This is a genomic window from Gillisia hiemivivida, assembly GCF_007997295.1.
Taxonomy (GTDB): domain Bacteria; phylum Bacteroidota; class Bacteroidia; order Flavobacteriales; family Flavobacteriaceae; genus Gillisia; species Gillisia hiemivivida.
On record NZ_VORY01000011.1, the window covers coordinates 13,267 to 39,486 of the forward strand.

The window sequence follows — 26,220 nt, forward strand, 5'->3', positions numbered from 1 at the left end:
AATTATTTATTCACGGGTTCTTCCTTTAATTTTGGATAATCTGTATAACCTTTGGCTCCCGGGGTGTAGAAAGTATCTTCATTCCATTTAGCTAATTCGGCATTTTTTTCAAATCGGTTCGGTAAGTCTGGATTAGAGATAAATAATTTTGCATACGCAACAAGATCGGCATGGCCATCTTTAATCACCTTGTTTCCTTTGTCGTGGTCAAAACCTCCATTTATCATTAAAGTCCCTTTATAAATTGGACGATAGTGCTTAGCGATTTCAGAAACCAAAAAATCTACTTTACTAACATCGGTAAATGGTTCAGATAAATGCAGATAAGCCAATTTATAGGCATTCAACTTCTCTACAATATAATCAAATGTAGGAATTGTTTCCTCTGTGGCAGTTATTCCAAATATTCCATGTAAAGAAGGATTTAATCTTAATCCAATTTTTGTTTCATCCCAAACCTCATTAATGGCATCTAACACTTCAAAAAAGAACCTAGCTCTATTTTGAATGCTTCCTCCATATTCATCGGTTCTTGTATTTGAATTTTTATTGAAAAACTGGTGAATCAAATACCCATTGGAAGAATGTATCTCTACTCCATCAAATCCTGCTTCCTTTGCTTTTTGTGCTGCTTTTTTAAATTCTTGAACCGTTTCCTTGATTTCAACAAGTGTCATCGCTTTTGGTTCTACAGTATCTTCAAAACCGTCTGGAGTGTAAGATTTTTCGTTTGGATTTACAGCACTGGGCGCTAAAGGTTTATCGCCATCATGAAATTTTGGATGGGACATGCTACCACAATGCCACAGCTGTATAAAGATCTTTCCACCTTCTTCATGTACGGCTTTGGTAACTTTTTTCCAACCTTCAGTTTGAGCTTCGGTATAAATTCCTGGGGTATTAATGTATCCTACAGCTCTTTCAGAAATTTGAGAACCTTCTGTGATAATAAGACCTGCCCCACTGCGCTGCTTGTAATATTCAACATGAAGATCTGTTGGAGCGCGATCTTTATTATCTGCTCTATTTCTTGTCATTGGAGCCATGATCACTCTATTTTTGAGAGTGAGATCTTCCAATTGATACGTTTCTAATATGGGTTGACTTTCTTTCATTGTTTAATGTTTAAAAAATTAAAGTTACTTGTTGCATTCCCTAACAGGTGTTAAACAAATTGTAATTGAGGTGATTTTTAACTTTATTTTAATGACTCTTGATCTAGAATGGGGTTTTGGGTAGTGTATGTCCGAATGTTTTGATTGGCAAGAATATTAAATGAAACATGTATTAAAAAAATCAATTGAGAATTAATCTGTATTTTTGAATCATGAATTTTCTAATTTCAAATTAGACGACTTTTTGAAATATAGAGGTTATCTACCTATAAGAATTAATGCAGAAAACTAAAGATATTGCCATTATTGGCTCCGGATTAGTAGGTTCTTTACTTGCCATTTATTTAAGAAAAAGAGGCCATGAGGTTACGGTGTTTGATCGTAGACAAGATGTAAGGAAAGTAGAATTTTCTGGTAGATCTATAAATCTTGCTATGTCTAATAGGGGTTGGAGCGCTTTGCGAAAAGTGGGAATAGAAGAGGAGATACGCGAAATCGCCTTGCCATTAGATAAACGGGCGTTACATGTAAACGACAAACCGGTATATTTTCAGAAATACGGGAAAGAAGGAGAAGCAATTTTTTCTATTTCCCGAGGAGTCCTCAATAGGAAGATGATTGATCTTGCTGAAGAAACAGGTGCTAAATTTAGATTTGAAGAAAAAGTTTGGGATGTAAACCTTGCCGAAGCCAAAATTTATACGGGAGAGTCTGAAAAAGCAGAATGGCAGGAATATCAATTTGATATGGTTTTTGGTGCCGATGGTGCTTTTTCTAGAGTTCGCCATAAAATGCAGCGAAGCAGTAGGTTTAACTACTCTCAAAATTTTATAGATGTTGGTTATAAGGAATTAACAATTCCTGCTAATGAAGATGGATCTCATAAGCTAGATAATGCTTCCTTTCATATTTGGCCCAGAGGCGAGTTTATGCTTATAGCAATGCCTAATTTGGACGGTAGTTTCACTTGTACCCTATTTATGCCTTTTGAAGGGGAAGTTTCTTTTGAGAAAATTGAGACCGAAGCAGATGCAGAAAAATTCTTCAGTAAATATTTCCCTGATATTAAATCGGATATTTCCAATTTGACACGAGATTTCTTTAAAAATCCAACGAGTGCAATGGTAACTATGAAATGTTATCCTTGGACTTATTGGGATAAAGTTGCATTAGTGGGCGATTCTGCTCACGCTATCGTCCCTTTTTATGGACAAGGCATGAATGCGGGATTCGAAGATATTTCTGTCTTAGATGATCTTATTGAGAAGCATGGCGACGATTGGGAAACGATCTTCAAGGAATATCAAAAAAGTAGAAAACCAAATGCAGATGCTATTGCAGAATTAAGTTATAGGAATTTTGTGGAGATGAGCAGTAAAACTGCAAATCCACAATTTATACTTAGGAAGAAAATAGAAAAGCACTTTGCTGAAAAACATCCTGAAAAATGGATTCCTTTGTATTCCAGAGTTACTTTTTCAAACAAACCATATGCCGATGCGCTGGCAATTGGCGACGAGCAAAGGGAAATCATGGATGAGGTGATGCAAATTGAAAATATTGAAGAAAAATGGGAATCTCCTGAAGTTGCAAAAATGATCTTGAATCTTATCGAATCTTTTTTAGAAAAAACAAAGCATTGATTTTATAGCCTCATTGAGGGTTTAATTCCCGTCTCGATAGCTTTCGAGAGTTTCATGGTCTCATCATAGAGTAGTTGATTTTCAATAACAGGATGAGATGTTGAATCAAGTCCGATAGCTATAGGAATAGGATGACCAGCTATAATTTATTACTAATTTCAATCATATAATTTTCACTACTATCCAGAAGTTAGTTTTGTTTAATCCTTTTTTGCAGAATATATGCTGAAATTCCCGAGATTCAGGAGCGACGATTTTTTCAATCGTTGTTCCGCGGGAATTTCAGCATGGTTTTTGGCTATTTCGCCAAAAAATTCCTTAAAAAAAGGCGTCTTTTTCTTTGCTTCGTTTCTTTTGGACGAGCAAAAAAAATGAAGGGCAGATAAAAAAAGATAATGGTTTTAAGATTTATGGACCAAAAATAAAAGACTTGTATTCTTGATGTAAAGAGAATAAGCGATTATTAATCCTGCTATTATATATTTATTCTACGATATAAAAAACTTAAACAAGAAAAAGAGGCTTAATGCCTCTTTTTCTTGTTTAAGTTTTTTTGAAATATTAATGCGCATTAGGCTTCAATAATTTAGGAAATTTCTTTTTAAACCTATTATATCTTGGGATAGATACATTCTGAATGTATGGGTTTTCAGGATGTAATCTTTCATAGTTTTGATGATAATCTTCTGCTACCCAAAATTTTTGAAAGGGTAAAATTTCAGCAGCTAATGGCTTATCGTAATTTTTAGCTACTTCAGTAGAAACAGTATTGATTATTTCCTTTTGTTCATCATTCTGAAAAAAGATTAGAGATCTATATTGAGATCCCATATCAGGACCCTGACCATTTACTTGGGTTGGGTTTTGAGAGCCATAGAAAACTTTTACCAAAGTTTCAAAACTCACCACTTCGGGGTCGTAGATCACTTCTACAGCTTCAGCATGTCCAGTTCTCCCGGTATTACTAGACTCATAAGTCGGGTTTTCGGTATGTCCGCCAGAGTATCCTGAAACCACTTCCTTCACCCCATTTACACTTTCATAAATAGCTTCTACGCACCAAAAGCATCCGCTAGCGAAATACGCTTTAGCCATATTGTCTTGAGTGGTTGCTTCTACAGGTTCAGCATTTGCAATTTCAGAATTCGTTGTTGCAGATTTAGTGTTTCCATTTCCGCAAGATGATATAATCAGTGAAAATGTAAGTAATAAAATAGATTTCATATTATTTCTTTTTATAGTTTCCTTCTAATGTTTTTTTGCCAAGAATAGCATAATCTATAGCTAAGTCTCCATTCATCGTGAAACCTAACCAATCTAACTCTATTTCCCCATTTCCTTTAGAAGTAATGTTTGCTATGGGTGTGTTTGTGTCGAATTTAGACCAAGGAATATCTTTTCCTTCAGTATTTTTAGAAGAAGGTGCCACTAAGAAGATGTTAGTTAGATTATTGCTCTCTTTTACCATTCTTGTATTAATAAAAATTTTAGATGGGGTTAAACACATTTCAGAATTGGCCGTATAATTAATATTTACACAGTAGCAGGTGCAAGAATTATCTATTTCTTCTCCCGTTTTTATATAAGTCCCGCTTAGATTAGAATTTTGAATATTCTGCTTAGTTTTGTCTTCGCTTGTAGTTTTTTTGGAAGTTTCAGAATTGCTATTTGAATTTGAAGCTTCGGTATCTCTAGATGTTTCTTCAGTTTGAGAATACGTGTCAGAGTTTTCCTTTTTCTCCGTTTTCATTTCAGAATTTGTTTTCTCTTTGTCTTCAGAAACAGATTCTGTATTAGAGTCTTTACATGAAGCAACTAATAGAGTAATTCCTAAAAGGACAACAACGGAGACTTTCATATATAGGGGGTGTTTATATTATTAATAAAGTTATCTATTTATTTAGGAGTTTGTGTGAAATTGGTGTTAATCAATTTACTCCAAAAAAATAGGGTTTAAAATAATCGCATAATCTGCAATTATTCTAAACCCTAGAATTATTTAGAAAAAGTAGCCTTAAAACTTAGAAAACATTTTTACCATTTTTTCTTGTTCTTCTTTGGCCAATTCCTCGTCTACAAGGATTCTACCACTATGCTCATCTGTAATGATTTTTCTTCGACTTGCAATCTCAACAATAACTTGTGGAGGAATAGTAAAATAAGATCCACCGGAAGCTCCTCTTTCTACGGGAACTACAGCTAAACCATTTTTTACATTATTTCTAATTCTTTTGTAAGCAGTAATAAGTCTGTCTTCAATTTGAGTTTCGAAATCATTAGATTTTTTTGTTAGCATGTCTTCCTCTTTTTGAGTTTCGGCTAAAATTTCATCTAATTCTCCCTTTTTGTGCACTAGGTGTTTTTGACGATCTTCCAATTTCTCTCTGGTCTGCCCAATAACTTCCTTTTTATGCTCTATAGAAGCTCTATATTCTTTGATGTGCTTTTCTGCAAGTTCTATTTCAAGTTCTTGAAATTCTACTTCCTTACTAAGCGCATTGAATTCACGGTTATTACGGACGTTTTTCTGTTGCTCGGCATATTTTTTAATAGATGCTTTTGCGTCCTCGATAAGGATCTTTTTAGTTTTGATATCGTTATCAATAACCTCTAGATCTGTATCATGCTTTTGTATACGTGTATTTAATCCGGCTACTTCATCTTCTAAATCTTCTACCTCTAAAGGAAGTTCACCACGTACATTTCTAATTTCATCTATTCTAGAGTCAATTAACTGAAGATCGTACAATGCTCTTAACTTCTCTTCTACAGTAACCTCGGTTTTCTTTGCCATATTTAATAATACTTGATGGGATTCGTTTTTGTATTCGCTAAAATAATCGCAAAATTACTAATTTTTTTACTAAGATACGAATGTAATAGGTTTTTTGTGTATCGTTCACTTTCATAGTGACCAATGTCTGCAACCACTAGTTTTTGTTCGGCTCTGTAGTAATCGTGATACTTAAGATCTGCCGTTATAAAGAAGTCTACACCTGCACTTTTTGCAGCATCTATCGCAGAACTTCCACTTCCGCCAAGGACTGCTATTTTCTTTACCTTCTTTTCTAATAATTTGGAATGTCTTATCCCATCTGCTTTAAATGTTTTCTTCACTAAAGAAAGGAATTCAACTTCTTCAATTGCCTCAGGGAGTTCCCCAATCATTCCCATTCCCATTTGCTGATGTGAATTATCTAAAGTGATTAGTTCATAAGCTACCTCTTCATAAGGATGGTTTTTGAAAAGTGCTTTTAAGATCCTACTTTCTAAATGCTTCGGAAAAATTACTCCTATCTGAATTTCTTCTTCAAAATGAATTTCATTCTTATTTCCTATAGTGGGATTAGAAACCAAATTAGGTTTAAAACTTCCTGTACCAGAAATATTGAAGCTACATTCGTCATAATTCCCAATAGCTCCAGCACCAGCTTCAAATAATTTCTTTCTTAACTCATCTGCTTGCTCTTTTGGAACATAGGTAGTGAGCTTTTTAATAACTCCATTCTTCGGAATTAATATTTTGGTGTTTTGAAGCCCAAGCTTGTCGCACATGATCTTATTTACTCCCAAATGATGATTATCTAGTGCAGTATGTATGGCATAGATAGCAATGTCATTCTTTATTGCTTTAATAACTGCACGTTCTATATAGTTTTTTCCATTCAGCTTTTTAAGTCCAGAAAAAATTATAGGATGAAAACTTACTATTAAGTTACAATTCTTAGCTATTGCTTCTTCTACCACTTCCTCTAAAGTGTCATGAGTTACCAAAACACCTTTTAGAGCTGTCGTTGCATCTCCCACCAATAAACCTACATTATCAAAATCCTCGGCGGTGGCGATGGGAGCAAAATCTTCTAAGTGTTTTATAACCTCTGCAATAATCATCTTCTACTATTTTAATTCAAATATAAATATTATACTTTCGCTAAGATGAGTATCCTAAGAAAATTCCTTTTTCCCTTCGCCTTAATGTACGGTCTAGTCATGTTGATTAGGAATTTGCTGTATGACCTAAAGGTATTTAAAGCTATGTCTTATTCTTTTCCTGTGATTTGTGTGGGAAATTTAAGTGTTGGAGGAACGGGAAAAACTCCTATGATAGAATATTTATTAGAGCTTTTACTTCCAGATAATAAGGTAGCGACATTAAGCAGAGGCTATGGAAGAAAAACCAAAGGTTTTAAATTGGTTTCTATAGCTGATAGCGCTACTAATGTTGGAGATGAGCCCCTTCAGTTTAAAAATAAGTTTAGGGATGCAATTGTTGCTGTAGATGAGAATAGAAGACGGGGGATAGCTAAGCTCCGGGAGAAGCATAATCCAGATCTTATATTATTAGATGATGCATTACAACATAGAAAAGTGAAAGCAGGTTTAAATATTTTGCTTACCAAATATGACGATCTATACCAAGACGATTTTATGTTACCAACTGGTAATTTAAGAGAGCCTGTAGTAGGTGCAGGAAGAGCAAAAATTATAGTAGTCACAAAATGCCCATATAATATAAGCATAGAGAAGCAAGAAAGCATTAGAAGCCAATTAAAACTGAGAAACTATCAGCAGTTATTTTTTAGTTATATAAGTTATAATGACTATGTTTTTAATGGAACTAAGGAAATAGGGCTTCAAGAATTAATTGATAAGGAAATAACATTGGTAACGGGAATTGCGAATCCAGATTCTTTATGTGAATATTTAAATGCTTCTATGATTTCTTTTCAGCATTTGAAATTTCCCGATCATCATAATTTTTCTTCAGAAGAAATAAAAAAAATCGCTCAATCCAAGCTGGTTATTACTACAGAAAAGGATTTTATGAGATTAAAGGGGGACGTAGGGTTAGAGCGACTGTTCTATTTACCTATTAAAATGAAATTTATTCAGAATACTGATAGCTTTAATAAAGCGATAAAAAGCTTTATTTTAAATGCCTAAATGAAAAATGAGATGCACGATGCATCTCATTTTTTCTATTTGGCTAATTCAAACTATATATCTTTTATATACTTCTACTAAACCTATATATTCAAACTGCATGCCAAGATTTAAACAGTAACTTTTCTTTTAGATAAGTGGAAATTTATTTTAGCGAAAAACTCCTCTGTTTTATAAGGTTTGGGAATAATATCTGTAAACCCATTTAAATAAAATTCATCTAAATTTTCATCTAAGGTTACCGCTGTTAAAGCTACAATTGGAATTTTATCATCGAATTCACGAATTAAAACAGTCGCTTCTATTCCACTAATTCCAGGCATATGAATGTCCATAAGAATAAGATCAAAATAGTTGTTTGAGGCCTTTTCTACAGCAATAGTACCATTATCTGCTAAATCGCAAATAACATTATGTTTTTCTAAGATTTTCCGTGTAATCATTTGGTTGATCTTATTGTCCTCAACAATCAAGATCTTTTTATTGTGCATTATATCGTTGGTCAAGGGCGCTATTTTCGCTAGCTGAGATACAGCTACACCTTCTGCTTGCTCGAATGCTTCAAATTTTAAGTCGAAGCTAAATGTAGAACCCTTTCCAAATTCGCTATCTAAATAGATCTCACTATTCATTAAGTTTAGTAAATTCTTTACAATAGACAAACCTAATCCAGTCCCTCCGAATTTTCTGTTTATTTGAAGTGAACCTTGCGTGAAGTTCTCAAAAATAGAGGATTGTTTTTCCTTAGATATTCCTTCGCCTGTATCCTTTATTTCAAAATGTAGGAATACTGATTGACCTACTTGATTTACCCTGTTTACATTTATCCAGATATCACCTTCCTCTGTAAACTTTATGGAGTTACCAATTAGATTAATAAGGATCTGAGAGATTTTAAGTGGATCTCCTTTTAGCTTTTTAGGTATGTCAGGATCAAAATAATAGTGCAATTTTGTTTTCTTGTCATCAGCAGAATTTTTGAGAGCTACCAATACATCCGAAATTCGTTTTTCTAAATTGAAAGAAGTATCTAGAACTTCTACTTTTTTAGCTTCAAGCTTATTAAGATCGAGAATATTATTAATAAGAGAAAGTAAATATTCCCCTGAAAATTTCAGAGAATTTAAATGTTCCTTCTGATTTTCGGTTGGGCTTTCTTCCAATAATAAATGGGTAAGTCCAGTAACTGCATATAAAGGTGTCCTTAACTCGTGTGTAATGGTGGAAAGGAATTGTGCCTTTGCTAATGATGCTTTTTCTGCATTTTCCTTGGCAAGAGTTAATTCATCATTTTTCTTTTGTAAAAGATCGTTAGCTCTGGCTCTTAAGTTATTGTTTTTATATAGAGATAAGGTGAGTAAAGATAATATGGTTATAAGAGCAACACTTAGGATAGTGGTTAGCTTATTTACCTTTAAAGATTTTTCTTGCTCTGCATTTTGTTCGGTCAGTTCTGCCATATTGGTTCGCATGGCATCTACCCCATATCTGGTATTGGCATCAACTGCCAATGCTTCTTTACTAATATCGAAAATAGAATCCCTTACATTATTACTCAGCTTAAGATAACTTAAGGATTGGCTGTATTTTCTTTGCTCTTCCTTTATCTGGCTTAACAAATCATAAGAATACATCACCATTCCTCCTAAATTGTTCTCCTTTGCAATTTCATTAGATTTTAAAGCTTCTAGTTCAGCTTGGTTGATTTCCTCTAATAATAAATAATTTCTTGCCCTATAATAGTATAATCTGGAAAGTTCATAATTGTTGTCACTATCCTTTAAATATACTTTTGCATTATTCAAATAGGTTAATGCTAGGTTTAAGTTTTCTTTGGATTGGCTAATTCCTAGAGTGATCATGGCTCGATTGAGTTCAACGATACCTAGAAATTCAATTTGATTCTTTTCTTCATAATATTCCTGAGCTAAGTTCAAATATTTTATTGCTCTTTCTGGTGCGTTCGCAGAATTAAAAAGTTTAGCATAGGTTAAGTAACTATAAGCAAGACCTTCTTTATCGTCCATTTCTAATTGGATAGAAATTGCTCTTTCTAGTTCTATGATCGCTTTTGGAATATCATGGCGAATATATAGTAATTGGGAAAGTATGCTACTGGATAGTGCAATAGATTTCTTATTGTCTATTTGGTTAGAAAGTTCTAAGGCAGTGTCTAATTGCTGATGAGCCTTCTCAAAATTCAGAACATTAATAGAAATTTCGGCTTTTCCTAATAATTCAATAATCTTAGTGTTTATTTCATCTATTTCTAACTCACTTTTTTCTTGAAAAGCAAACGTTGAATTAAAACAAAAAAGGCTAACAATTAAAAATAATAATTTCCTCATTGGGGCAATGGCTGGTACTTAATGATGATAAATATAGTTATTTCTTTGCGACGAATGAAATTAAATCTTTCAACCGGCTCGAGTACCCAATTTCATTGTCGTACCAACCAATCAATTTAATTAATCCTCCTCCAATTACAGAAGTCATTCCTGAATCAAAAACACATGAATGTGAATCGCCAATTATATCTATAGAAACTATAGGCTCATCAGTATAGCTCAGTATTCCTTTTAAATAGGTTTCTGATGCATTTTTGAAAACAGCATTTATTTCTTCTATCGTTGTATTTGTGGAAATATTAATGGTCATGTCTGTTAATGAACCATTTGGTACTGGTACTCTTATACCGCATCCACCAATCACATCTTTAAATTCAGGGAATATCTTAGTAAGTGCTTTGGCTGCACCAGTGGTTGTGGGAATAATAGACTGAGTCGCAGCTCTAGCTCTTCTTAGATCGCGATGGGGCTTATCATGTAAATTTTGATCTGAAGTGTAGGAGTGTATGGTTGAAATATATGCTTGTTCTATTCCGAAATTCTTCCGAATCACATCTAACATTGGAGCAGCATTATTAGTAGTGCATGAGGCGTTGGAAATTATTTGCTCAGTTCCGTCTAAAATATCCTCATTTACTCCTAATACCACCATCTTAATAGTATCGTCATCTGGTGGAACCGAAAGAATTACTTTTTCTACACCTTTTTGTAAATGAAATTGTAAATCTTCCTGTTTTTTGTATTTCCCTGATGCTTCAATTACAATATTTACTTGGTATTTGCTCCAGTTAATATCTTTTGGATGAAGATGCTTCAGGACAGGAATTTCCTTATTATTTATTAAAATTTTGGAATCTTCATGCTCAATTTCAGCCTTGATCCGGCCATGAATACTATCGTATTTTAGTAGATGGGCTAAAGTGGCAGCATCTGCGATATCATTAATTGCAACAACTTCAATTCTGGGGTGATCAATTAAAAGTCTAAATAAATTACGACCTATACGGCCAAAGCCATTAATTCCAATTTTAATTTTTTCTGACATTCTATTTTAAGAAATGAGATTAAGTTAAGTGTTTTTGAGCTTTGTAAGAAGATCTCACTAATGCTCCACTTTCAACATGGCGGAAACCTAATTCCAAACCTATAGTTTCATATTTCTTAAATTGATCTGGAGTAATAAATTGCTTAACAGGTAAATGTTTTTTGCTAGGCTGTAAATATTGACCAATGGTTACGATATCTAAATTTACACTCCTAAGATCTTTAAGTGTCTGTATTACTTCATCTTCTTGTTCCCCTAATCCTAACATGATTCCAGATTTGGTTCTGGCAATACCCTGATCTTTTAAATATTTTAAAACCTGTAAGCTGCGTTCATATTTTGCCTGAATTCTAACTTCTCTTGATAGTCTCTTTACCGTTTCCATGTTATGGGAAACCACTTCAGGTTTTACAGCAATAATCCTATCTATATTTCTCTCATTTCCTTGAAAATCTGGAATAAGGGTTTCCAAAGTTGTTTCAGGATTCATTCGTCTTATTGCTTTAACAGTTTCTGCCCAAACAATAGAACCCATATCTTTAATATCGTCTCTATCTACACTGGTAATTACAGCATGCTTAATTTTCATAAGCTTTATAGATCTTGCAACTTTTTCAGGTTCATCCCAGTCTATAGTATCTGGTCTTCCTGTTTTTACTCCACAAAATCCGCATGATCTTGTACATACGTTTCCTAAGATCATAAATGTAGCAGTTCCTTCACTCCAACATTCACCCATATTGGGACAACTACCAGAAGTACAAATAGTATGCAGGTCGTATTTTTCTACAAGTCCTCTAAGTTCTGTGTATTTTTTTCCGGTTGGAAGCTTTACGCGTAACCATTTTGGTTTCGGAGTGCGTTTTGGGGTAGTTAAAGTCTCTGTTGTCATATCAAAAATCTATAGTTCAAAGATACAATAATATGATGAATTGGGTAACTTGAATAGAATAGTCTTAAAAGTAGAATTAAGCTTTATGTGATTCTATTATTTGAGCGAGCAATTTTTTAGCACGTAAGAGTTTTACTTTTATATTACTCATAGGTTCCTCAAGGTGGGACGCGATCTCTTTATAAGATTTTTCCTGAAAATATCTAAGATTGATAACTTCTTGATACGTTGGTTTTAACTTTTTAATATCACTTAATAGTTGAGCTAAATGTTGTTCGTTTATTAAAATGTCTTCCATGGATGGTGTTTCGTCCATAATTTCATGAACATATTCCATATTGGTGTCTGAAGTATTAGCTCTAATAGAAGCTTTCTCTTTTCTTAAAAGATCTATATGGATGTTCTTGGAAATAGTGATAAGCCAAGTTTTAAAAACATAATTGTCATTAAAACTATTTAGTTTGTCAAAAGCCTTAGAAAAGGTTTGGATGGTAATATCCTCTGCATCTGCTTCGTTTCTTATTCTTTTTAATTGAAAACTATAAACTTCCACCCAAAATTTATCCAGCAAATATTTATAAGCTGCCTGATCTCCTTTTTTAGCTTTTTCAATTTCCTTTAAAAGAACTTCGCTATTTATTTCCAATTGGTTGGTTTTGAAAAAACATTCATGCTAAAGATACTTAATTGCGTGAAGATTAAAAATACTTCCAAAAATGGTATTAACCATAAAAGGTCCATCTCATCTAATTTTTTAGCAGACTTGTAATAAACGGTATACTGTATGAGCAATCTTAATATGAAAATCCCTAATACAATAGGCCAATGTATATTTAATAATAACAGGGATATAAGCAAGATCCAAAAACCAATTTGAGATACATAAAAAGATGCCAATAAGAATTTATGCTTCTTTTTATAAAATTTTGCTGTGGCAACATGTCTTCTCTTCTGAAGTATCCAGGCGGAGAAGTCTGTTTTGGGAATACTTCTAGTTATAGAAGCTCTGTTAAACGTAATAACAGTGTTTTTTTTTGTCCCTGCTTGATTTACAAATAGATCATCGTCCCCAGATCTAATGTGTAGATGTGTTGCAAAACCATTCTGAGCATAAAATTCCTGAGAGGTATATGCGAGATTTCTTCCTACTCCCATATACGGAATACCCCATTTGGCAAATGAAAAATATTGGATTGCTGTTAATAAAGTTTCATATCGAATAAGTTTATTCAGAAAAGACCCTTTATTTTTTAAATATCCTCCGTAACCAAGAACAATTGTTTTGTTTTGTTGAAAATTTGAGGCCATTTGAGAGATCCACATGTTGGATTCCGGTCTACAATCTGCATCTGTAAATAATAAAGTAGAATTTTTTGCTTTTTTGATCCCTAAGGTTAAGGCATATTTCTTTTTACCCCAAAAAGCTTCATTGTTTTGAACATTTACCAAACGAACACGAGAATCTAATTCTTCAAAATGTTCCATCACTTCCAAAGTGTCATCAACAGAAGCGTCATTTACCAGAATAACTTCGAAATTTGGGTAGTTTTGTTGAAGGATAAAGGGAATGAAGTCTTTTAAATTTTCTGCTTCATTCTTTGCACATACAATTACTGAGACTGGAGGGGTAGCATTGGAAGTTGATTCTTTTGCGGAGGCAAAACTAAAATATCCTATAAAGAATAGGATATTGACAAGTGTAATCAGAATAAAAAATCCTAGTAAAAATATTGCCATGTTTTAAAATTCCTAATTTTTGGAATCTGAGCAATCTTTTATTTCGTCTGGTGATTTTCCGCAAAAACTACATGCTTCTCCATCTTTATTTAAGAATGGGCTTTGGCTAGCACATGTTCCTGCAAACTCCCCATCTTTTTTCGCCCAGATCTTTATTGCTATTCCTGCAAAAGCAAGGCCTAATAATACTATTGTAATTAGAAGTAATTCCATAACGGTTTATTAATGATGCAAAAATACGGATAAAAAAAGGTCAAAAAAAATCCAATCCATAGATTAGTATAACCTTTGCAAATTTTAACTAAACTTTAATTGCTAAATGTGCAATAATTGTGGAATCCGAACTAAATTGCATCAATTAATTAACACAAAAACTAAATTATGAAAATTAAACATTTATTAATAGTTGCCATTTTATCGGTATTTGCTTTTACATCTTGTGAAGATAATAAGAAAAAAGAGCAGGAAGAGAAAATGGAAATGGAAAGAATGGAAGCTGAAGAAGAGGCTACAAGAGAAGCTGACATGAAAATGGAACAAGAAAAAATGGAAATGCAATCTAATAGTATTGCTGCAAAAGCTATGGCTACGGCAGATTTAAGCACTCTAGTTAGTGCTCTACAATCTGCGGAACTTGCAACAATGATGAAAGAGGATGAAGGACCATTTACTGTTTTTGCTCCTTCCAATGATGCATTTGCTAAAGTGCCAAAAGCTACTTTGGATAATTTAATGATGAAAGAAAATCAGTCAGATTTGCAAGCTGTTTTGAAGTATCATGTAGTTTCAGGTGAAATTACATCTACAGATTTAGCTAAAGCCATTAAAGACAATAACGGGACTTATAAATTTAAGACTGTTGAAGGTGCTGAATTAACTGCAATGATGAGCGGAGATAAGATCATGCTAAAGGATGGTAACGGTAAAACCGCTACAGTAATTCAAGCAGATGTTGATGCTTCTAACGGAGTTGTACATGTTATTGACGCTGTTGTAATGAAGAAATCATAACTAGTAAGAAAATCTAGTTTAGAAAAAGTCCCGCAATTGCGGGACTTTTTTATTTTAAATAATATTTACTTCCGGTTCTAGATAAATGTTGAATTTGGTAAGTATCTCTGCTTGAACTTTACGTGATAACTTCAGTATTTCTTCCCCTGTCGCTTCTCCGTAATTGACCAATACTAAAGCCTGGTTTTTATGTACACCAGTATTTCCTTCCCGATATCCTTTTAATCCAGCTTTATCTATTAACCATCCTCCAGGTATTTTAATACTGTCTTCTCCCACATTATAACTTGGTATTTCTGGGAATTGTTCCTTTAATACTTCAAACTCTTTATTGCTTATCACTGGATTTTTGAAAAAACTTCCACTGTTTCCTAATTCCTTAGGATCTGGTAATTTTTGTTGCCTAATTTTAATTACAGCATTAGAAATATCCCGAATTCCTACATTATTTACCCCCATTTCTGCTAATGCTTCATTAATTGCACCATAGCTAGTGAGCAGTTTATGATTGGCTTTCGTTAATTTGAAAACCACATTGGTGATAATATATTTCCCCTTAACCTTATTTTTGAAAATAGAATTTCTATAATCAAATTCACATTCTTTTGCTGTGAAATTTACAACTTCTAAAGTTTGAATGTCAAGGGCGTCACAGGATACAAAGTGATCTTTTAGCTCTACGCCATAAGCCCCAATATTCTGGATAGGGGAGGTGCCTACATTTCCTGGGATAAGTGATAGATTTTCTAGTCCGCCCCAATTATTTTCAAGAGTATACAAAACAAATTCGTGCCAGTTTTCACCAGCATAAGATTTCACAAAAACAAATTCTTCAGTTTCCCTAACAACTTCAACACCTTTAATATCTATATGAATTACCGTGGTATCTATATTTTGGGTAAGCAACATGTTGCTGCCTCCTCCTAATATAAAAAGATCTTCAGTATCGTTTTTTTTAAGTACAGAGATCAACTCATCTACACTATCAACAGAGATTAGGTTTTTTGCCTTAACATCTATTCCGAAAGTGTTATAAGATTTTAAAGAAGCATTTTGGGAAACCTTCATTAGTCTTTGTAAACTGTTAAAGCATTTTTCAATATTTCTATTGCTCTTTCAAGATTTTCTTTTTTAAGAACATAAGCAATCCTAACTTGATTTAAACCTGTATTTGGAGTAGAGTAAAACCCGGCTGCAGGTGCAACCATTACTGTTTCATTATCTAATTGATATTCCTCCAATAACCATTTCGCGAAATTATCGGCATTTTTAATTGGCAATTCTGCAATACAATAAAAGGCTCCTTTTGGAGTGGCAACTTTTACTCCATCAATCGATTTTAGCCCTGCAATAAGTAAATTTCTTCTGGAAGTATATTCTTTTATAACATCATCAAAGTAGCTCTGAGGAGTTTCTAATGCTGCTTCACTAGCAATTTGCTCAAATGTTGGAGGACTTAATCTGGCTTGTGCAAACTTCATTGCAGTATGAATAACTTCTTTATTCTTAGAAACTAAGCATCCAATTCTAGCGCCACACATACTATATCTTTTAGAGACTGAATCGATCATGATCGCGTGATCTTTCAATTTGTCAATACTCATTACTGAGTGGTGTTTTGCACCATCATAAGCAAATTCTCTGTAAACCTCATCTGCTACCAAAAAGATATCGTGTTTAATTGCCATTTCGGCTAATTGATCTATTTCCTCTTTAGTATATAAGTATCCTGTAGGATTCCCCGGATTACATATTAATATCGCCTTGGTTTTGGCAGTGATCAATTTTTCGAAATCAGCAATAGGAGGGAGGGCAAAATTTGTTTCAATTTTAGACTCAACAGGAACAATTTTTATTCCTGAAGCAGTAGCAAAACCATTGTAATTTGCGTAAAATGGTTCTGGAATAATAATTTCATCCCCAATATCGGTAATACTACCCATGGCAAAAAGCAATGCTTCAGAACCGCCTGTGGTAATTATTATTTGTTCACCATCAACAGGAATGTCATGATTCTTATAATAATTGGCTAATTTATTTCTGTATCCTTCAAAACCGGCTGAGTGGCTATAAGAAAGAACTTCTATATTGTGATTTCTAACAGCATCTAGTGCTACCGACGGGGTTTTTATGTCTGGTTGTCCAATGTTTAGTTGATATATCTTCCGGCCTTTTCTAATGGCTGCTTCTGCAAAGGGAACTAACTTTCTAATTGGTGATTCTGGCATAGAATTACCTTTAACTGAAATTTTAGGCATAACTTTTTTTGTTTTTTCATTGCAAAAATGCGAAATATAATGCAGAATTCAATTTTTTAGGATTGTCATTTATGCTCATATTTTTCGTAAATTAAATAAAAACATGTCATGCCCTATTTACATATTGTTAGTTTTTTTATGCTTTTTCAATATTTCTAAAGCTCAAGGCGTTTTTAAAATAGATGAAGGGAAATATAAATTTGATCTTTCATTTCAATCTGTAAACGATCTTGTTGTTATTCCCTTAGAAATAAATGGGGTGGAACTTACATTTTTACTCGATACTGGTGTAGAATCTTCTATCATATTTAGCTTAGAAGAAAAAGATTCTTTGAATGTAAAAAATGCAACCGATATTTTACTTCGGGGCTGGGGAGAAGGAAAGGCGATCACTGCTATTAAATCCACGGGAAATACTGTGCGTGTTGGGACTGCATCACATTCTGATTTCACCGTTTATATAGTTTATGATCATGACATCAGCCTTTCTAATAGGCTAGGCTTGCCTATTCATGGAATTATTGGATATGATTTTTTTAAGGATTTTGTCGTTGAATTCAGTTACACAAAAGAACGACTTATAGCTTATAATATAGATTCTTATGTTTATAAGAAATGTAGGCGTTGTGATGATTTTGATTTGGTGTTTCATAAAAACAAACCTTATATAAAGGCATTGGTGAGTATAGAGAATAAAGGTTTCCTCCCTATGGATCTTTTGATAGATAGTGGATCTGGGGATGCTCTTTGGATCTTTGAAGCCCCCGATTTAGGGATTGAGATCCCTGATGAAAATTTTGAAGATTTTCTGGGATTTGGAATGGGAGGTAGTGTTTATGGAAAACGAGCTAGGGTTAATAACTTAAAACTAGGAAAATTCCAATTAGACGGGGTGACTGCAAGTTTTCCAGACACTTTGTATTTTGCAGGGGTTTCAACATATAAGTCCCGTAATGGAAGCTTGGGCTTTCAGGTTTTAAAACGATTCACTTCTACTTTCGATTATAAGAATAAGCGATTAAGGTTAAAACCTAACAAAAATTTTAGAGAGCCGTTTGAATATGATATGAGTGGTATTGTGCTTGCTCATGAAGGATATACTATTGTGAAGGATTTTGAAAATAACAACTCTCCAGTATTTAGTGAATCTGAAGATGCATTTAAAGGGGTGGTTGTTTATAAGAGTTATTCTAAGGTTAAATTTAAGTTGGAGCCACAATATATTATTGCTGAAGTAAGGCCTAATTCGCCTGCAGCTCTGGCAGGATTAAAGGTTGGAGATTTAGTTGAAACCATCAATAAGAAAGCTGCATACAATTATGAACTCTCACAAATAAGTAAAATGTTTAGTTCTGGCGAGGGAAAAACTATTAAATTGAAGATAAAAAGGAATGGCGTGTTATTAGATATCCGTTTCGAACTGAAACGAGTATTATAAAAAAAACTCCCGATTTCTCGAGAGTTTTTTTGTGATTAAGATTTTTCGTCAGGATCTAGAACTCTTCCTTTTATTTTTACCGCTTTTGTTGGTTCATCTGCATTAGAATAAATTGTTATTGTTCTTCTAATTGGTCCAACTCGATTAGTGTCATATTTTACCTGAATTTCTCCAGATTTCCCTGGTGCAATTGCAGCCTTAGTCCATGTAGGTACGGTACACCCACAACTGGAATAGACGTTTTCAATAATTAAGGGCTCGGAGCCTATATTTTTAAAATGAAAAACTTTTGTGCCATCACTCCCTTTTTCTATATCCCCGTAGTCTATAAGTTCAGACTTGAATTCAAATTTGGCAGTATTTTGGGCATTGATAGTAGAAAAACCAGTTACTATCAGTATTAATATTGAAATGATTTTTTTCATAATTTCTAATTTTCAATTAAGTAAAGGTAACTTGTTTTGAATAAACTCAAAAACATATAAGCAAAACTACTTCTTTTATAGTCTTCAACTTATAAGTACTTTTGCAGATATTTTCAAAAACTAGACCAATTATGTCAACATCCCAAAAATACGATTCCCAAAAGGTAGAAGATAAATGGTATAACTACTGGATGGAGCAAGGTTATTTTCATTCTGAGGTAGATGACAGGACTCCATATACCATTGTTATTCCTCCACCTAATGTTACGGGGGTGTTGCACATGGGGCATATGCTGAATAATACTATCCAGGATGTTCTTATAAGACGAGCAAGACTAAAAGGCTTTAACGCATGTTGGGTGCCTGGAACAGATCATGCATCTATCGCTACAGAAGCAAAAGTTGTAGCTAAATTAAAGGAAGAGGGTATAAACAAAAACGATCTTTCTAGGGAAGAGTTTTTGGAGCATGCTTGGGATTGGACCCACAAACACGGTGGAATTATCCTTGAACAGCTAAAAAAATTAGGAGCTTCTTGCGATTGGGAACGCACAAAGTTTACGATGGACGAGAATATGTCTGCTTCAGTGATAAAAGTATTTGTAGATCTGTATGAAAAAGGCCTAATTTATAGAGGCTACAGGATGGTGAATTGGGATCCAGAAGCGAAAACAACTCTTTCCGACGAAGAAGTTATTTATCAGGAAAAGCAAGGAAACCTTTACTATCTAACATATAAAATAGAAAATAGTGAGGAGACAGTAACTATAGCTACAACCCGCCCAGAGACAATCTTGGGAGATACTGCTATTTGTATAAACCCAAACGATGATCGTTTTAGTCATCTTAAGGGTAAAAAAGCGATAGTTCCATTAGCCAATAGAGCTATTCCAATTATAGAAGACGATTATGTAGATGTAGAATTTGGTACAGGATGTCTAAAAGTTACTCCAGCTCATGACATCAATGATAAAGAAATAGGAGAGCGCCACAACCTGGAAGTGATAGATATCTTTAATGACGATGCAACCTTAAATGAATTTGGATTACACTACCAAGGGAAAGACAGGTTCGAGGCTAGAAAAGAGATTGTTAAAGAATTAGAGAGTTTAGGAGTTTTAATCAAGACCGAAACTCATATCAATAAAGTAGGAACTAGCGAACGTACTGGTGCAGTTATAGAGCCAAAGTTAAGCGATCAGTGGTTTTTGAAAATGAAAGAACTGGCACAGCCTGCTTTAGATGCTGTGCTTAATAAAGAGGTCAATCTTGTTCCAGATAAGTTTGTAAATACATACAGACATTGGATGGAAAACGTGAGGGATTGGAACATCTCAAGACAATTATGGTGGGGGCAGCAAATCCCAGCATATTATTACGGAAACGGTAAAAATGACTTTGTAATTGCAGAAACTTTAGAGGAAGCTCTAGAAAAAGCAAAAGTACAAACAAATAATGCTGAGCTTAAACTTCTAGATATCAAACAAGATTCTGATGCTTTAGATACTTGGTTCTCTTCCTGGTTATGGCCAATGAGTGTGTTTAATGGGATTCTAGAACCAGACAATCCAGAAATAAATTATTACTATCCAACAAATGATTTAGTTACTGCCCCAGAAATTTTATTCTTTTGGGTTGCCAGAATGATGATAGCTGGTTATGAATATAGAGGTGAAAAACCCTTTATAAATGTTTATTTAACAGGGATCGTAAGAGATAAACAAAGACGAAAAATGTCTAAATCTCTTGGTAATTCTCCAGACCCTATAAAGCTTATAAATGAATATGGTGCAGATGGAGTTAGAGTTGGAATGTTGCTTAGTTCTCCTGCCGGGAACGATTTAATGTTTGAAATAGATCTTTGTAAGCAAGGAAGCGGATTTATAAATAAGATCTGGAACTCTTTTAAATTACTAAAAAGTTGGGAGATCGATAGCGCCATAGAGCAACCTAAATCTTCGGCGATTGCAATAGAGTGGTATAAGGCTAAGTTTCAACAGACTTTATTAGAAATAGAAGATCATTTCTCTAAATATAGAATGAGTGATGCCCTAATGTCTACTTATAAGCTTATTTGGGACGATTACTGTTCTTGGTTCCTGGAAATGGTTAAACCAAATTTTGGAGAGGCTATAGATGAGAAAACCTATAAAGAAGTGATTGCAATTTTGGAAGATAATTTAAAGATATTGCATCCTTTTGTACCATTTATTTCAGAAGAAATTTGGCAACAATTAGACACTCGAACTAAAGAAGAAGCATTAATTATATCTAAATGGCCTGAAGCCTTAACAGTTGATACTACTATTATTTCGGAATTTGCTTTTGCTTCGGAAGTGATCTCGGGAATAAGAAATATCAGAAAATCTAAAAATATATCTTTTAAGGATCAAATATCGCTTCAGATATTGAACAATGAGAACACCTCTACTACTTTTAATGAGGTGATCACGAAGCTTGGAAATGTATCTAATCTGGAATATGTAGATCAGCAAGTGGAAGGTTCTCTTTCTTATAGAGTGAAGTCCAACGAATATTTTATCCCAATTGAAGGTGCTATAGATGTGGAAGCTGAAAAGGGGAAAATTCAGGAAGAATTAAAATATACTGAAGGATTTTTAAAATCTGTTCAAAATAAACTGTCAAATGAACGTTTTGTAGGGAATGCTCCAGAAGCTGTTGTTGCGGTTGAAAAAGCCAAGCAAGCAGATGCTGAAGCGAAAATTCAAATGTTAAAGGCTAGTTTGGCTGGATTAGAATAGTGGCAGAAAGAAATCAAGAAACTCGGGGCAAGCCTACCAGGTATGATTTGGAAAATACATTTAAAAATTCGAGGCAGGCCTCGGGGAATTGAACCCTCAATGAGGGATTAAAGAAAAATAATCATTGGGCAAGTAGTTATATCTGCCCAATATGTTTTTCTACCATTTCTATATATTTCTGTTTGGCTTCCAATTGTGAGAGTTGCTTTACTTGTACAAGGGCATTCGCTTTAAAGCCATTTCTTATATCCTCGTCATCTTTAGTAGTGTAGAATCCATTCAAGGTTGTTGCTCGCTTATAGTAAGCATAAAAATGAAGCATGATATCTGGAGGAAATTTCAAACTGGTATTGCTCGCCATTTCATAAGCTTTTAAAAATTTTGGATCTGAAGAACTTAACATTTTAATATAATTAATCTAGATTGGCAATTATGCTTACTCCACCTTTAAGTTTCTCGTTCAATTTTACATTGATCTTAGTTCCAATAGGTAAAAATACATCTACGCGAGATCCAAACTTTATAAATCCACTGTCGCTTCCTTGAATCACTTCTTGACCTTCCTCAGCATAATTAACTATTCGTTTTGCTAAAGCTCCTGCAATTTGCCTGTAAAGCACTTCTCCGGCAACGTTGTTTTCTACAACTACCGTAGTTCGCTCATTTTCTTCACTAGATTTTGGATGCCATGCAACCAAGAACTTTCCTGGATGATATTTGCTGAATTTCACTAAGCCACCAATAGGATGTCTAGTTACGTGAACATTTATCGGAGACATAAATATAGAAACCTGTAAGCGTTTATCTTTGAAATATTCATTCTCCATTACTTCCTCTATCACAACAACTTTCCCATCTACAGGTGAAACCACAGTAGCATCATTTAACTGAGTAGGCCTTTTAGGATTTCTAAAGAACTGTAAAATTAATAGAAAGAGTAATATGCTTACCGCTAGTATAGAGAATTTTACCCAATAAACGTTGACGTTTAAATAGGATATTATGTTTACTACAATTAATAAAATTGCAGTAAAAATCATGATCTTATAACCTTCTTTATGAAACATAGTTTATTATCAATAAATAAGCATAAACAAAAGGACTGGAAAATATGATACTATCCAATCTGTCAAATAATCCACCGTGACCCGGCATTAGCTTTCCACTATCTTTTACTCCAGCCTGACGTTTAAATTTAGACTGTATAAGATCTCCTAGCGTACCAAAAATACTCAATAAAATGGCTAATCCCAACCAGAATTCAATATTCAGATAACGGGTGAAATAGAATAAGAAGTATCCGGCAACACAATTAAATACCATTCCACCCAAAAAACCTTCAATGGTTTTGTTAGGAGAGATCTTTTCATATAATTTATTCTTTCCAAAATTCTTACCAACCAGGTATGCAAAAGTATCATTTGTCCAAATAAGTACAAAGACGCCAACTATTAAGTCCGGGTTAAATTTACCTGAATAGGTAGGTATCAAGGTGAGAAATATGATCGAAGAGATTAAATAGAATATGAGAATAATGTATTTCTTCTTTTCAAATACAGGTATTGTTCTAATAAAAAGTAAATCTTTAACTAAAAATAAATTTACGAAGATGGTTATGACTAGTAGGAGTAAGGTTGCGTTTGAATTGAATTTCAGGTAACTGAAAAGGAAAAATAAAATGATATGTACTCCATATAAAGCATAGCTTTTTAACCTTAAAAGTTTCTCTAGTTCCAATAAGCAAACAAATCCAATAAGAAAGAAAAGGCCAATAAAGATCAATTCTGAAGATAGAATTGATGCTACTAAAATGGATACGTATAGTAATCCAGAAATTGCCCTAATAATAGTTTCCCTCATATTTTATAAATCTTCCAGAAGCATCAAATATAGGTTTTTTGTGCTACTTCCATAACTCATAAAATTACCTTCTTTTTGAGTTTCAAAACTTTTTATGGTGGTAATATTGGAAGGGATCCTCTCTTTGTTGTTAAATTTAATTCCTCTTAAGCCTTCTCCTATGTTGTCAACTAACTGACTTGTAGAGGCTAATATTATAAAATTTTGGGGTAGTTCATTAAATCTCTTCTCCTTTATCTGATTGGATGAAATCAAAATAGAGCCGTCATTTGCAATTAAATATTCGCAAGTTGAGAGAAAAAAGGCAGAATCTCCTGATTTGTTGAATTCTAAATTAAATTTATCGAACCTTTTTTTTAGGTTAGAGTCAAAACAGCAAGTTGGTTGTTCGTACCAATCATTTTCCAATAGAATATTGTCAAAGGCAGCTGTAACTTCTTCTTCATTTTCACAATAAAGGAATTTACCACCGTTATTTTTGAAGTTGAGCATGAATCGCTCATCGGTTGGTAATTTAACATCTGGCATATATTTGCCACGGTCAGAATTTTCTGGCTTGTCCTGACCTTTGTCTGATTTAGATTTAGGATTAAAGAATTTTCTAAATAGACTCATATTGAGAATTCGGGGTTTTATATCACCTTTAAACCAAAGGTAAAAAATCTTAATTTAACACTAAGGTAAATTAAGATTTTTTACTAAGGATTATATAATTATTTATTTATTGGAGATTCTTCTTCTATTTCACTGTCTTCAGAAGTTTCATCTTTGGGATCAGATTTTTTAGCGATCAATGGAATTTCTTCCTTTTCAGGGAATGGTCTATTTCCAAATATCTTTTGAAGATCGTCTTTAAAGATCACTTCTTTTTCCAGCAAAATATCTGCTAATTGAGACAGTTTATCTTTATTTGCCTCTAATAATGCAATTGCTCTTTGATACTGAGTTTCAATTAAATTTGATACCTCTCTATCAATAAGTTCAGCAGTTTTCTCACTATAAGGTTTTGTGAAGTTGTATTCACTTTGGCCTGAAGAATCATAAAAAGTAAGGTTTCCTATCTTATCATTTAATCCATAAATAGTAACCATTGCTCTAGCTTGCTTAGTAACTTTTTCTAAATCACTTAACGCACCTGTAGAAATTCTATTGAAGATGACTTTTTCAGCAGCTCTACCACCTAGAGCAGCACACATTTCATCTAACATTTGCTCTGGGTGTACGATTAACCTTTCCTCTGGTAGGTACCATGCTGCCCCTAAGGATTGCCCTCTTGGTACTATGGTAACTTTTACTAAAGGTGCGGCATGTTCTAACATCCAGCTTGCAGTGGCGTGTCCAGCTTCGTGATAAGCAATTGCTTTTTTCTCATCTGGAGTAATAATCTTATTTTTCTTTTCAAGACCACCAACAATTCTATCTACGGCATCAAGAAAATCTTGTTTTCCTACTGCTTTATTTCCTTTTCTAGCAGCAATTAAAGCCGCTTCGTTACAAACGTTTGCAATGTCTGCCCCAGAGAATCCTGGAGTTTGCCTAGCAAGAAATTCTATATCTAACTCGTCTGCTACTTTTTTGATAGGGCGAAGGTGAACTTCAAATATTTCTCTACGTTCTCTTACATCTGGTAGATCAACATAGATTTGGCGGTCAAAACGTCCAGCTCTCATTAATGCCTTATCTAATACATCTGCACGGTTGGTTGCAGCAATAACAATAACATTCGTATTGGTTCCAAAACCATCCATCTCAGTTAGTAACTGATTTAGGGTGTTTTCACGTTCATCATTAGATCCAGACATATTGCTCTTTCCTCTGGCTCTACCAATTGCATCAATCTCATCTATAAATATAATAGAAGGAGATTTTTCCTTTGCTTGTTTAAAAAGATCACGTACTCTAGAAGCACCTACACCTACAAACATTTCTACGAAATCTGATCCAGATAGAGAGAAAAACGGCACTTTTGCCTCACCGGCTACCGCTTTTGCTAATAAAGTTTTACCAGTTCCCGGAGGACCTACTAAAATAGCACCTTTTGGAATCTTACCACCTAGAGAGGTGTATTTTTCAGGAGTCTTTAAAAAGTCTACTATTTCCTGAATTTCTTCTTTTGCACCTTCTAATCCGGCAACATCTTTAAATGAAGTTTTAACATCGGTATTCTGATCAAATAATTTTGCTTTGGATTTTCCGATGTTGAAGATCTGTCCTCCTGGACCACCTCCACCACCAGAGCTCATTTTTTTCATTATGAATATCCAAATTCCGATGATTAGAACGAATGGTAACAAAGTTAGAATGATCTCACCAAACACATTAGATTCTGTGTTATAAGTCACAAAAGTATTTAAGTTGTTCTCAGCCTTTACTTCTTGAATTTGATTTTCGAAATTTTGTAGATCTCCAAATTCAAAGCTATAATCTGGGGAATCACCAGTAGCAAATAATTCGCCATCCTCTGATTTTTTATGAATTTCCTTGGCTTTAGCTTCTTCAGTTAAATAAACCTTAGCTATTTTTTTATTTACAATTACTACTTTATTAACATCACCATCCTTCAGGTAGCTTTCAAACTCCGCAGGATTTGTTTTTGTTGGTTCATTGAACCCTGATCCACCAAAAAAATTGATACCTAAAAATATAATAATAATAGCCCCATAAATCCAGTATGCACTAAATTTAGGTTTTTTAGGTTCTATTTTTTTATTTGGTTGTTTCTTCGCCATTCTTCTTTAATTA

The 26,220-nt window shown here is 33.8% G+C and carries 24 protein-coding genes; 5 read left to right on the forward strand and 19 right to left on the reverse strand.

The window, feature by feature from the left end:
- Window positions 1-2: 2 nt before the first annotated feature.
- Window positions 3-1,115: an alkene reductase gene (locus ES724_RS10210; protein WP_146932674.1), complete on the reverse strand. Its 1,113-nt coding sequence runs from the start codon at window positions 1,113-1,115 to the stop codon at window positions 3-5.
- Window positions 1,116-1,393: 278 nt separating this feature from the next.
- On the opposite strand from ES724_RS10210, the gene ES724_RS10215 reads away from it, so the two are divergent.
- On the forward strand, window positions 1,394-2,758 hold the full coding sequence (locus tag ES724_RS10215) for an FAD-dependent oxidoreductase (protein ID WP_146932676.1): 1,365 nt from the start codon (window positions 1,394-1,396) through the stop codon (window positions 2,756-2,758).
- A gap of 561 nt (window positions 2,759-3,319) precedes the next feature.
- On the opposite strand, the gene msrA is transcribed toward ES724_RS10215, so the two are convergent.
- From msrA to ES724_RS10235, 4 genes are all read right to left on the reverse strand, one after another.
- Entirely contained in the window at window positions 3,320-3,982 is a 663-nt protein-coding gene (gene msrA / locus ES724_RS10220; RefSeq protein ID WP_146932678.1) for a peptide-methionine (S)-S-oxide reductase MsrA, read from the reverse strand.
- 1 nt (window position 3,983) lies between these two features.
- Window positions 3,984-4,616 carry a hypothetical protein gene (locus tag ES724_RS10225; RefSeq protein ID WP_146932680.1) on the reverse strand — a complete coding sequence of 211 codons (633 nt, stop codon included), beginning with the start codon at window positions 4,614-4,616 and terminating at the stop codon, window positions 3,984-3,986.
- Window positions 4,617-4,772: 156 nt separating this feature from the next.
- Complete coding sequence (locus ES724_RS10230) at window positions 4,773-5,552, reverse strand: zinc ribbon domain-containing protein (protein WP_146932682.1); 780 nt, start codon at window positions 5,550-5,552, stop codon at window positions 4,773-4,775.
- A 2-nt stretch (window positions 5,553-5,554) separates the two neighbouring features.
- A complete protein-coding gene (locus tag ES724_RS10235) occupies window positions 5,555-6,649 on the reverse strand; it encodes a Nif3-like dinuclear metal center hexameric protein (RefSeq protein WP_146932684.1) in 1,095 nt (364 codons plus the stop codon).
- Between the two features lie 45 nt (window positions 6,650-6,694).
- Here ES724_RS10235 and lpxK point away from each other — a divergent pair, with 45 nt between their 5' ends.
- Window positions 6,695-7,702: a tetraacyldisaccharide 4'-kinase gene (lpxK, locus tag ES724_RS10240; RefSeq protein WP_146932686.1), complete on the forward strand. Its 1,008-nt coding sequence runs from the start codon at window positions 6,695-6,697 to the stop codon at window positions 7,700-7,702.
- Between the two features lie 110 nt (window positions 7,703-7,812).
- Here the strand turns inward: lpxK and ES724_RS10245 are convergent, their stop codons facing one another.
- The 6 genes from ES724_RS10245 to ES724_RS10270 form a co-directional block, all read right to left on the reverse strand.
- Window positions 7,813-10,050, reverse strand: a complete 2,238-nt coding sequence (locus ES724_RS10245) for a hybrid sensor histidine kinase/response regulator (protein WP_146932688.1) — start codon at window positions 10,048-10,050, stop codon at window positions 7,813-7,815.
- Window positions 10,051-10,087: 37 nt separating this feature from the next.
- On the reverse strand, window positions 10,088-11,095 hold the full coding sequence (gene gap, locus ES724_RS10250) for a type I glyceraldehyde-3-phosphate dehydrogenase (RefSeq protein WP_146932690.1): 1,008 nt from the start codon (window positions 11,093-11,095) through the stop codon (window positions 10,088-10,090).
- Window positions 11,096-11,114: 19 nt separating this feature from the next.
- The gene (lipA, locus tag ES724_RS10255) at window positions 11,115-11,987 is read right to left on the reverse strand and encodes a lipoyl synthase (RefSeq protein ID WP_146932692.1); all 873 of its coding nucleotides are present in this window, start codon (window positions 11,985-11,987) and stop codon (window positions 11,115-11,117) included.
- Window positions 11,988-12,063: 76 nt separating this feature from the next.
- On the reverse strand, window positions 12,064-12,633 hold the full coding sequence (locus tag ES724_RS10260; protein ID WP_146932694.1) for an RNA polymerase sigma factor: 570 nt from the start codon (window positions 12,631-12,633) through the stop codon (window positions 12,064-12,066).
- Entirely contained in the window at window positions 12,624-13,724 is a 1,101-nt protein-coding gene (locus tag ES724_RS10265; RefSeq protein WP_146932696.1) for a glycosyltransferase, read from the reverse strand. Before ES724_RS10265 ends, ES724_RS10260 begins: the two co-directional genes overlap by 10 nt.
- 12 nt (window positions 13,725-13,736) lie before the next feature.
- Entirely contained in the window at window positions 13,737-13,937 is a 201-nt protein-coding gene (locus tag ES724_RS10270; RefSeq protein ID WP_146932698.1) for a membrane or secreted protein, read from the reverse strand.
- Between the two features lie 168 nt (window positions 13,938-14,105).
- Between ES724_RS10270 and ES724_RS10275 the strand changes: the two genes are divergently transcribed.
- The gene (locus ES724_RS10275; protein ID WP_146932700.1) at window positions 14,106-14,735 is read left to right on the forward strand and encodes a fasciclin domain-containing protein; all 630 of its coding nucleotides are present in this window, start codon (window positions 14,106-14,108) and stop codon (window positions 14,733-14,735) included.
- Window positions 14,736-14,789: 54 nt separating this feature from the next.
- Here ES724_RS10275 and murB read toward each other — a convergent pair whose 3' ends face one another.
- Complete coding sequence (gene murB, locus ES724_RS10280; protein WP_146932702.1) at window positions 14,790-15,803, reverse strand: UDP-N-acetylmuramate dehydrogenase; 1,014 nt, start codon at window positions 15,801-15,803, stop codon at window positions 14,790-14,792.
- Window positions 15,803-16,993, reverse strand: a complete 1,191-nt coding sequence (locus ES724_RS10285; protein ID WP_146932704.1) for a pyridoxal phosphate-dependent aminotransferase — start codon at window positions 16,991-16,993, stop codon at window positions 15,803-15,805. Before ES724_RS10285 ends, murB begins: the two co-directional genes overlap by 1 nt.
- A 103-nt stretch (window positions 16,994-17,096) precedes the next feature.
- Here ES724_RS10285 and ES724_RS10290 point away from each other — a divergent pair, with 103 nt between their 5' ends.
- Complete coding sequence (locus ES724_RS10290; protein WP_146932706.1) at window positions 17,097-18,431, forward strand: aspartyl protease family protein; 1,335 nt, start codon at window positions 17,097-17,099, stop codon at window positions 18,429-18,431.
- 35 nt (window positions 18,432-18,466) lie between these two features.
- On the opposite strand, the gene ES724_RS10295 is transcribed toward ES724_RS10290, so the two are convergent.
- Window positions 18,467-18,856 (reverse strand): DUF1573 domain-containing protein, encoded by a 390-nt coding sequence (locus ES724_RS10295; RefSeq protein ID WP_146932708.1) that lies wholly within the window; start codon window positions 18,854-18,856, stop codon window positions 18,467-18,469.
- Window positions 18,857-18,987: 131 nt separating this feature from the next.
- Between ES724_RS10295 and ES724_RS10300 the strand changes: the two genes are divergently transcribed.
- The gene (locus ES724_RS10300; RefSeq protein WP_146932710.1) at window positions 18,988-21,618 is read left to right on the forward strand and encodes a valine--tRNA ligase; all 2,631 of its coding nucleotides are present in this window, start codon (window positions 18,988-18,990) and stop codon (window positions 21,616-21,618) included.
- A 136-nt stretch (window positions 21,619-21,754) separates the two neighbouring features.
- On the opposite strand, the gene ES724_RS10305 is transcribed toward ES724_RS10300, so the two are convergent.
- The 5 genes from ES724_RS10305 to ftsH form a co-directional block, all read right to left on the reverse strand.
- On the reverse strand, window positions 21,755-22,021 hold the full coding sequence (locus ES724_RS10305; protein ID WP_146932712.1) for an acyl-CoA-binding protein: 267 nt from the start codon (window positions 22,019-22,021) through the stop codon (window positions 21,755-21,757).
- A 10-nt stretch (window positions 22,022-22,031) separates the two neighbouring features.
- Window positions 22,032-22,685: a phosphatidylserine decarboxylase family protein gene (locus ES724_RS10310; protein ID WP_146932714.1), complete on the reverse strand. Its 654-nt coding sequence runs from the start codon at window positions 22,683-22,685 to the stop codon at window positions 22,032-22,034.
- Window positions 22,675-23,478 (reverse strand): phosphatidate cytidylyltransferase, encoded by an 804-nt coding sequence (locus ES724_RS10315; RefSeq protein ID WP_026837822.1) that lies wholly within the window; start codon window positions 23,476-23,478, stop codon window positions 22,675-22,677. Before ES724_RS10315 ends, ES724_RS10310 begins: the two co-directional genes overlap by 11 nt.
- 3 nt (window positions 23,479-23,481) lie before the next feature.
- Complete coding sequence (locus ES724_RS10320) at window positions 23,482-24,093, reverse strand: LUD domain-containing protein (protein ID WP_026837823.1); 612 nt, start codon at window positions 24,091-24,093, stop codon at window positions 23,482-23,484.
- Between the two features lie 98 nt (window positions 24,094-24,191).
- Window positions 24,192-26,207, reverse strand: a complete 2,016-nt coding sequence (gene ftsH, locus ES724_RS10325) for an ATP-dependent zinc metalloprotease FtsH (RefSeq protein ID WP_146932716.1) — start codon at window positions 26,205-26,207, stop codon at window positions 24,192-24,194.
- Between the last annotated feature and the right edge of the window lie 13 nt (window positions 26,208-26,220).

Bases quoted from the DNA above. Each gene is read 5' to 3' on its own strand.
- ES724_RS10210 (WP_146932674.1), bottom strand. From the start codon at position 1,115: ATGAAAGAAAGTCAACCCATATTAGAAACGTATCAATTGGAAGATCTC.
- ES724_RS10215 (WP_146932676.1), top strand. From the start codon at position 1,394: ATGCAGAAAACTAAAGATATTGCCATTATTGGCTCCGGATTAGTAGGT.
- msrA (WP_146932678.1), bottom strand. From the start codon at position 3,982: ATGAAATCTATTTTATTACTTACATTTTCACTGATTATATCATCTTGC.
- ES724_RS10225 (WP_146932680.1), bottom strand. From the start codon at position 4,616: ATGAAAGTCTCCGTTGTTGTCCTTTTAGGAATTACTCTATTAGTTGCT.
- ES724_RS10230 (WP_146932682.1), bottom strand. From the start codon at position 5,552: ATGGCAAAGAAAACCGAGGTTACTGTAGAAGAGAAGTTAAGAGCATTG.
- ES724_RS10235 (WP_146932684.1), bottom strand. From the start codon at position 6,649: ATGATTATTGCAGAGGTTATAAAACACTTAGAAGATTTTGCTCCCATC.
- lpxK (WP_146932686.1), top strand. From the start codon at position 6,695: ATGAGTATCCTAAGAAAATTCCTTTTTCCCTTCGCCTTAATGTACGGT.
- ES724_RS10245 (WP_146932688.1), bottom strand. From the start codon at position 10,050: ATGAGGAAATTATTATTTTTAATTGTTAGCCTTTTTTGTTTTAATTCA.
- gap (WP_146932690.1), bottom strand. From the start codon at position 11,095: ATGTCAGAAAAAATTAAAATTGGAATTAATGGCTTTGGCCGTATAGGT.
- lipA (WP_146932692.1), bottom strand. From the start codon at position 11,987: ATGACAACAGAGACTTTAACTACCCCAAAACGCACTCCGAAACCAAAA.
- ES724_RS10265 (WP_146932696.1), bottom strand. From the start codon at position 13,724: ATGGCAATATTTTTACTAGGATTTTTTATTCTGATTACACTTGTCAAT.
- ES724_RS10270 (WP_146932698.1), bottom strand. From the start codon at position 13,937: ATGGAATTACTTCTAATTACAATAGTATTATTAGGCCTTGCTTTTGCA.
- ES724_RS10275 (WP_146932700.1), top strand. From the start codon at position 14,106: ATGAAAATTAAACATTTATTAATAGTTGCCATTTTATCGGTATTTGCT.
- murB (WP_146932702.1), bottom strand. From the start codon at position 15,803: ATGAAGGTTTCCCAAAATGCTTCTTTAAAATCTTATAACACTTTCGGA.
- ES724_RS10285 (WP_146932704.1), bottom strand. From the start codon at position 16,993: ATGCCTAAAATTTCAGTTAAAGGTAATTCTATGCCAGAATCACCAATT.
- ES724_RS10290 (WP_146932706.1), top strand. From the start codon at position 17,097: ATGTCATGCCCTATTTACATATTGTTAGTTTTTTTATGCTTTTTCAAT.
- ES724_RS10295 (WP_146932708.1), bottom strand. From the start codon at position 18,856: ATGAAAAAAATCATTTCAATATTAATACTGATAGTAACTGGTTTTTCT.
- ES724_RS10300 (WP_146932710.1), top strand. From the start codon at position 18,988: ATGTCAACATCCCAAAAATACGATTCCCAAAAGGTAGAAGATAAATGG.
- ES724_RS10305 (WP_146932712.1), bottom strand. From the start codon at position 22,021: ATGTTAAGTTCTTCAGATCCAAAATTTTTAAAAGCTTATGAAATGGCG.
- ES724_RS10310 (WP_146932714.1), bottom strand. From the start codon at position 22,685: ATGTTTCATAAAGAAGGTTATAAGATCATGATTTTTACTGCAATTTTA.
- ES724_RS10315 (WP_026837822.1), bottom strand. From the start codon at position 23,478: ATGAGGGAAACTATTATTAGGGCAATTTCTGGATTACTATACGTATCC.
- ES724_RS10320 (WP_026837823.1), bottom strand. From the start codon at position 24,093: ATGAGTCTATTTAGAAAATTCTTTAATCCTAAATCTAAATCAGACAAA.
- ftsH (WP_146932716.1), bottom strand. From the start codon at position 26,207: ATGGCGAAGAAACAACCAAATAAAAAAATAGAACCTAAAAAACCTAAA.